The 6994-nt window shown below is 66.1% G+C and carries 7 protein-coding genes; 1 reads left to right on the forward strand and 6 read right to left on the reverse strand.

All coding sequences use genetic code 11. The annotated features are described in order from the left end of the window. Nucleotides 1-514 (reverse strand): laccase domain-containing protein (locus QZT63_RS18140; protein ID WP_290653192.1); only part of this gene is annotated, 514 nt, incomplete at its 3' end. Beyond that, on the reverse strand, nucleotides 511-1476 hold the full coding sequence (gene rluD / locus QZT63_RS18145) for a 23S rRNA pseudouridine(1911/1915/1917) synthase RluD (protein ID WP_290653193.1): 966 nt from the start codon (nucleotides 1474-1476) through the stop codon (nucleotides 511-513). The genes rluD and QZT63_RS18140, both read right to left, overlap by 4 nt. Nucleotides 1477-1635: 159 nt before the next feature. Here rluD and QZT63_RS18150 point away from each other — a divergent pair, with 159 nt between their 5' ends. Next, on the forward strand, nucleotides 1636-2508 hold the full coding sequence (locus QZT63_RS18150) for an outer membrane protein assembly factor BamD (protein ID WP_290653194.1): 873 nt from the start codon (nucleotides 1636-1638) through the stop codon (nucleotides 2506-2508). A gap of 45 nt (nucleotides 2509-2553) precedes the next feature. Here the strand turns inward: QZT63_RS18150 and QZT63_RS18155 are convergent, their stop codons facing one another. The 4 genes from QZT63_RS18155 to sucC form a co-directional block, all read right to left on the reverse strand. Further along, complete coding sequence (locus tag QZT63_RS18155; protein ID WP_290653195.1) at nucleotides 2554-2892, reverse strand: P-II family nitrogen regulator; 339 nt, start codon at nucleotides 2890-2892, stop codon at nucleotides 2554-2556. 61 nt (nucleotides 2893-2953) lie between these two features. Next, on the reverse strand, nucleotides 2954-4585 hold the full coding sequence (locus QZT63_RS18160) for an NAD+ synthase (protein WP_290653196.1): 1632 nt from the start codon (nucleotides 4583-4585) through the stop codon (nucleotides 2954-2956). Nucleotides 4586-4668: 83 nt separating this feature from the next. Next, complete coding sequence (gene sucD / locus QZT63_RS18165; RefSeq protein WP_290653198.1) at nucleotides 4669-5541, reverse strand: succinate--CoA ligase subunit alpha; 873 nt, start codon at nucleotides 5539-5541, stop codon at nucleotides 4669-4671. 34 nt (nucleotides 5542-5575) lie between these two features. After that, nucleotides 5576-6751 carry an ADP-forming succinate--CoA ligase subunit beta gene (gene sucC / locus QZT63_RS18170; protein WP_290653200.1) on the reverse strand — a complete coding sequence of 392 codons (1176 nt, stop codon included), beginning with the start codon at nucleotides 6749-6751 and terminating at the stop codon, nucleotides 5576-5578. Nucleotides 6752-6994: the final 243 nt, after the last annotated feature.

Raw genomic sequence — 6994 nt, forward strand, 5'->3', positions numbered from 1 at the left:
AGGCCTGCCGCACCTCGTCACCGACCTCGAACCGGTGCGGGCCGATGGCCGGCCCCAGCCAGGCCATCAGCCGCTCGGGTTTTGTCTGCAGCGCGGCGACGGTCGCCTCCAGCACACCGGCAGCCAGCCCGCGCCAGCCGGCGTGGGCGGCAGCAACCCGTGTGCCCGCCCAATCGCACAGCAGCACCGGCAGGCAGTCCGCGGCGAGCACACCGCAGGGCAGGCCGCGCTGATCCGTCCACACGGCATCGGCTTGCGGCTCGGGCGGGCTGTCATGGGCCGCCACGACGGTGGTGCCGTGGACCTGGCGCAACCAGAACGCATCACCCGGCAACCCGCCGTACTCACGCAGGTAGTCGTGATTCAGGCGCACGGCCTCGGGGTCGTCATCGGTGCAGCGCCCCAGGTTCAACGAGTGATACGGGGGGTCGCTAAAACCGTGCTGACGGGTCGTCGACAAGGCGCGCACCGACGCCGCGGCCGGCCAGTCGGGATGAATCCAGGCGCTATTCATCGCGCCATACGTCGATCGTGTTCACGCAGCGCCTCCAGAACGCGCACCATATCCGCCGGCCTGGGCACCTCCCAGGCCATCGTTTGCTCCGTTTGCGGATGCTGCAGGACCAGCCGCGCCGCATGCAAGGCCTGCCGTCCCAGCCCTCCAAGGGCGGCGCGAACCGCATCGTCCGCCCCCTTGGGCAGGCGCGGCCGCAGGCCGTAGACCGGATCACCGACCAGCGGGTGCTGCAGATAGGCGAGGTGGACGCGAATCTGATGGGTCCGCCCTGTCTCCAGAAAGACCCGCAGCAAGGTATGGGCGCTGAAGCGCTCACTAATGCGGTAGTGGGTGACGGCGCGCCGCCCCGCGGCGACCACGGCCATGCGCTTGCGATCCCGGGGATGGCGTGCAATGGGGGCGTCAATGGTGCCGCCGGCGGTGAACGTACCGCCCACCAGGGCCTCGTATTCGCGGCCGACGGTCTTGTCCTGCAGTTGGGCCGTGAGCAGCGTGTGAGCCCGGTGACTGAGCGCCACCACCATGAGCCCGGAGGTGTCCTTGTCGATCCGGTGCACGATGCCGCACCGGGGGATCTGCTCCAGGTGGGGATGCCGATGCAGCAGCGCATTTTGCAGCGTGCCGTCCGGATTGCCGGCGCCCGGGTGGACCACCAGCCCCGGGGGCTTGTTGATGACCAGCACGTGGGCGTCCTCGTGGATCACATCGAGGGCGATGGCTTCGGCGGCGACCGTGGGCACCGCCACCTCCAGAGCTGTCCGCAGGCTGACCGTCTCGCCGCCCTTGACCCGGTCCCGCGGCCGCCACCGACTGCCGTCGACGGTGATGGCACCGTCCTTCAGCCACTGCTGCAGGCGGCTGCGGGAGTAATCGGGAAACAGCTCGGCCAGCGCCCGGTCGAGCCGGGCACCCGCCGCCGTCTCGGGGATGTTGGCATTCCGCTCCACGTGCTCGCTCATGGGAACTTTGCCGCTCACCTCGGCACTAACTTGAATGGTTGGAGCGCTCGAGCCTGCCGGCTCGCACGCGCCGCTGATGCCAGTTTACCAGTGCCGGCGCGGTGTCATATGCCATGGGTCCTATGCGCCGGCGGGTGGGTCGCCTAGAATACGCGCATCATGACCCGTCAACGGAAGCACCCGATGCCTCGATTCCTGCCCCTACTTGTCATCGTCGCCCTGGCAGTGGCCGTTGCCGCTTGTGGCGGCCCACGCGGCGCCGAGGGCGGGGATCCGCGCGATCGCCGGGCCGGCGCTGGCCAACAGGAGCGTTCCGCCGCGGAACTCTACGAACAGGCCCAGCGGTCCATGGAGCGCGGCGACTATCGAACGGCAGCGGAGCGCCTGGAGGACCTGCAGGCCCGCTATCCCTTCGGCCCCTACTCCCGGCAGGCCCAGCTCGACCTGATCCACGCCTACTACCAGGCGCGGGAGATGGGCTCGGCGATCAGCGCCGCCGATCGCTTCATACGCCTCAATCCGCAGGACGAGCATGTGGTCTACGCGCGCTACATGCGCGGCCGCGCCAACCTGGATCGCGGCAACGACTTCCTCACCCGCACCTTTGACATCGACCGCCGCACCCGCGACCCCAACGCCATCCGCGAGGCGTACGCGGACTTCCAGCGTGTCGCCGATGACTTCCCCGACAGCGAGTTCGCGGACGATGCGGAAGAACAGATGGTACGGCTGCGCCAGCACCTGGCCTTCTACGAGATGCACGTGGCGAATTACTACATGCGCCGCGGCGCCTACATCGCCGCCGCCAACCGGGCCCAGACCGTCATCCAGAACTTTCAGGGCACACCGGCCGTGCGCGACGCGCTGGCGGTACTGGCGGAGGCCTACGGAAACCTGGAGCTCGACGACCTGAAGGCGGACGTGGTGCGGGTGCTGGAGATGAACTATCCCGACCACCCGGCGCTCCAGGATACCCTGTTCTCCCCCGGGCTCGGGGCGGCCTCGAGGCGCGGAGACGACGGCGAATCGTAGCCGGGTGAGCCGGAGGTCACTTCAGCCGCCCCCCGGATCATGCCTTCAGATCGCGTCTTCGTCTTCCTCACCGGTGCGGATGCGCAGCACCCGGTCCACCGGTGTGACGAAAATCTTGCCATCGCCGATCTTGCCGGTCTTGGCAGCGCCGACAATGGCGTCAACGCAGCGGTCCACATGATCGTCACCCACCACGAGTTCCACCCGCATCTTGGGCAGGAAGTCGACCACGTACTCCGCACCCCGGTAGAGCTCCGTGTGGCCCTTCTGCCGCCCGAAGCCCTTCACCTCGGTGACGGTCATGCCCGTAACGCCGATATCGGACAGGGCCTCGCGCACGTCGTCCAGCTTGAACGGTTTGATGACGGCTTCGATCTTTTTCATGGGTACCTCGTCTGGTCAATGGCGTCACCGGCGTAATCCGGCGCGGGCGGGTCCGCGGCATTCAGCCCCATGGGCGATAGCCGGAGGTAATCGGGTAGCGGCGCTCCCGACCAAAGGCCTTGCGCGTGACCTTGACACCCGGCGCTGACTGCCGGCGTTTGTACTCGTTGCGGTGCAGCAGCGCCACCACATGGCGCACGTCGCTCTCATCGTAGCCTTCACTGATCAGCGTCTTCACGGACATGTCCGCGTCCACGTACCGCTCCAGAATGCCATCGAGCACCGGGTACGGGGGCAGTGAATCTTCGTCCTTTTGATCCGGACGCAGCTCGGCGGTTGGCGCCTTGCTGATGATGCGTTCGGGGATCACCCGCCCACCGGCATTGCGGCGCGCCGCCAGCCGGTACACCCGCGTCTTGTAGACATCCTTCAGCGGCGCAAAGCCGCCGCACATGTCACCGTAGAGCGTGGCATAGCCGACGGCATACTCGCTCTTGTTGCCGGTGGCGAGCACCATGTGGCCGAACTTGTTGGAGAGAGCCATGAGCATCAGCCCGCGGGCGCGGGATTGCATGTTCTCTTCCGTGGTATCCACCGGGCGGTCGCCGAACACCGGCGCCAGCTCATCCAGGCAGGCCTGGAACGCCGGATCGATGTCCAGGCTGGCGTAACGCACGCCCATCAACTGCGCACAGCCCCGGGCATCCTCCAGACTCTCTCCGGAGGTATAGCGGGAGGTGAGCATGACGGCGTGCACCCGCTCCGGCCCCAGCGCATCCAACGCCACAGCGGCGCTCAAGGCGGAATCGATACCGCCGGACATCCCCAGCAGCACGCCGGGAAAGCCGTTCTTGTCGACGTAATCCCGCAGCCCGCGAACCAGCGCCTGGTAAACCAGGTCGTCATCGTCGGGCAGCTCGGCCACCTCGCCGATCTCCGGTGCCAGACCGTCCCCCTGACGCCGGAAATCCACCGTCCAAAGGCCCTCCGTGAAGGCCGGGGCGCGCGCTGCGACGCTGCCGTCGCCGCCGTAGACCACGGACACCCCGTCGTAGACCACCTCGTCCTGGCCACCGACCAGGTTGACGTAGACCACGGGCAGGCCCGCCTCCTCCTGGCGCGCGCGAATCACCGCCTCACGATCCTGGAACTTGCCCGAGTGGAACGGGGAGGCGTTCAGGTTGAACAGCACCTGCGCCCCTTCGCGGGCGGCCCAGCGGGCAGGCCCCGGATGCCAGAGGTCCTCGCAGATGGTGACCCCGCAGGCGTAACCGCCGATATCCACCACCAATGGCGTACTGCCCGGATCGAAATAGCGCTTGTCGTCAAACACGCCACCATTGGGCAGGTGGTGTTTGTGGTAGACCCCCAGCACCGTGCCGCCCTGCAGCACAGCCGCCGAGTTGTACAGTCGCCCTTTGGCGAGGTGCGGAAAGCCCACGACCATGGCAATCCCGGACACCTCATCGCGGATGCGGGCCAGAGCCTCGCCGATGGCGTTGATGAAATCCGGGCGAAACAGGAGGTCTTCCGGTGGATAACCGGTGAGCGTCAGCTCAGGGAACACCACCACATCGGCACAGAGCGTGTCCCGGGCCCGCAGTGCGGTGGTGATCACCAGCTCCGCGTTACCGGTCACGTCGCCGACGCGGGTGTCCAGCTGGGCCATTGCGACGCGCAGCTGCTCGGACATGCTGGGTCGCTCCATGCTGTTTCAGTGGAACCGCCGCCCCAGTAAAGAGCGGACGGCGGCAACCGGTCGAGCACACACTTTGCTCAGGAAAGCAGTCCTTTCATGCGCTCACCGATGTCGGCAGGCGAGCGTACGGTCGCGACGCCGGCCTTGTCCAGGGCGGCGAACTTGTCGTCCGCCGTGCCCTTGCCACCGCTGATGATGGCTCCGGCATGCCCCATGCGCTTGCCCGGGGGCGCGGTCACACCGGCAATGTACGCCACGACCGGCTTGTTGATGTTGGCCTGGATATACGCGGCGGCCTCTTCCTCGGCGGTGCCCCCGATCTCGCCCACCATGACGATGCCCTCAGTCTGGGGGTCGTCCTTGAACAGTTCAAGGACATCCACGAAGGACATGCCCTGGATGGGGTCGCCGCCGATGCCCACACAGGTACTCTGCCCCAGGCCGGCGTCGGTGGTCTGCTTGACGGCCTCGTAGGTCAGCGTGCCGGAGCGCGAGACAATGCCGATGCGCCCGGCCTTGTGGATATGGCCCGGCATGATGCCAATCTTGCAGTCGTCCGGGGTGATAATGCCCGGGCAGTTGGGGCCGATCAGCCGCACCCCTTCATAGTACGCCAGCGCCGCCTTGACCTTGAGCATATCCAGCACGGGTATGCCCTCGGTAATGCAGGCGATGACCTTGATGCCGCCTTCGGCCGCCTCGAGGATCGCGTCGGCGGCAAAACCGCCCGGCACGTAGATCATGGAGGCCTCGGCGCCGGTCTGGCGCACGGCGTCCTTGACCGTGTTGAAAATCGGCAGGTCCAGGTGGCTCTCACCACCGCGGCCGGGGGTGACACCGCCGACGATGCGGGTGCCGTACTCCAGGGCCTGGGTGGCGTGGAAGGTGCCCTGCTTGCCAGTGAAGCCCTGGACGATAACCTTGGTGTCCTTGTTGACGAGAATACTCATTAGAACAACCTCGCAGTGATTCGGTGGCGTGGGCTCAGGCGGCCTTGCCGATGGCGGCGACCATCTTCTTTGCCGCATCGGAGAGGTCGTCGGCGGGGATGAGGTCCATGCCGCTGTCCTTTAGCAGGGCCTTGCCCTGGTCCACGTTGGTGCCTTCCAGGCGGACCACGACGGGCACTTTCACGCCCACTTCCTTCACCGCGTTGACGATGCCTTCGGCAATCATGTCGCAGCGGACGATGCCGCCGAAGATGTTGACGAGCACCCCGGCCACGGCAGGGCTGGAGAGGATCAGCTTGAACGCCGCGGCCACACGGTCCTTGTCCGTGGCACCACCCACATCCAGAAAGTTGGCCGGCTCGCCCCCGTGCACCTTGATCACGTCCATGGTGGCCATGGCGAGGCCGGCGCCGTTGACCATGCAGCCGATATTGCCGTCCAGCGTGATGTAATTGAGGTTATGTTGTTTCGCCTCCACCTCGGTGGGGTCTTCCTGGGACGGGTCGTACATGGCCTCGATGGCCTTCTGCCGCCCAACTTCGATGGCGTTGTCATCCACATTGAGCTTGGCGTCCAGGGCCAGCAATGTGCCCTCACCGGTGACAATCAGCGGATTGATCTCGATCAGGCTGAGATCACTGGCCAGGAACAACCGGTAGAGGCCGTCCATCACCTTGACGAGCTGTTTGATCTGATCACCCTTAAGCCCGATGGCGAACGCGATCTGACGGCACTGGAACGCCTGCAGGCCCGCGACCGGGTTCACCTCGACGCTGACGATCTTCTCCGGCGTTTTGGCGGCGACTTCCTCGATATCCATGCCGCCGGCGGCAGACGCCATGAACACCACCCGCTTCGAGGCGCGATCCACCACGGCACCCAGGTAGAGCTCGGACTGGATATCCAGCCCCTGCTCCACCATGACGCTGTTAATCGGCATGCCCTTGTCGTCGGTCTGGTGTGTCACCAGGTGCGTGCCGAGGATGGACTGCGCGTACTCGCGCACCTCGTCCCTGGACTTGCAGACTTTGACCCCACCGGCCTTGCCGCGCCCGCCGGCGTGGACCTGAGCCTTGACCACCCAGACGCTGCCGCCCAGCTTGTCGGCGATGGCGACGGCCTCATCCGCACTCGCGGCGACATCACCTTTTGGGACGGGAATGTTGTATTCGGAGAATAGTATTTTGGACTGATACTCGTGAAGATTCATGCTAGCCCCCAACCTCCCGAGAAAATGAAACCGCAATTCTCCACCAAAGGCGCCGGCAAATCAAAGCGCGGCACCCTGACATGCGGTATTTCTTGCGCCGCAGCCGGCGTTTCGGACGCAGATCACACTGCCGCGACGGCCAAACGACTATAATCCGGCGGCGAAAGTCACGGATGGAGCACGGCAGCGGCCTGGCACACGCGGCGGGGGCCACGCCATGGACTCACCGGATAGCGCCCGGCG

Origin of the sequence: Aquisalimonas sp. (assembly GCF_007120195.1) — a bacterium.
GTDB lineage: Bacteria > Pseudomonadota > Gammaproteobacteria > Nitrococcales > Aquisalimonadaceae > Aquisalimonas.

Bases quoted from the DNA above. Each gene is read 5' to 3' on its own strand.
- rluD (WP_290653193.1), bottom strand. From the start codon at position 1,476: ATGAGCGAGCACGTGGAGCGGAATGCCAACATCCCCGAGACGGCGGCG.
- QZT63_RS18150 (WP_290653194.1), top strand. From the start codon at position 1,636: ATGACCCGTCAACGGAAGCACCCGATGCCTCGATTCCTGCCCCTACTT.
- QZT63_RS18155 (WP_290653195.1), bottom strand. From the start codon at position 2,892: ATGAAAAAGATCGAAGCCGTCATCAAACCGTTCAAGCTGGACGACGTG.
- QZT63_RS18160 (WP_290653196.1), bottom strand. From the start codon at position 4,585: ATGTCCGAGCAGCTGCGCGTCGCAATGGCCCAGCTGGACACCCGCGTC.
- sucD (WP_290653198.1), bottom strand. From the start codon at position 5,541: ATGAGTATTCTCGTCAACAAGGACACCAAGGTTATCGTCCAGGGCTTC.
- sucC (WP_290653200.1), bottom strand. From the start codon at position 6,751: ATGAATCTTCACGAGTATCAGTCCAAAATACTATTCTCCGAATACAAC.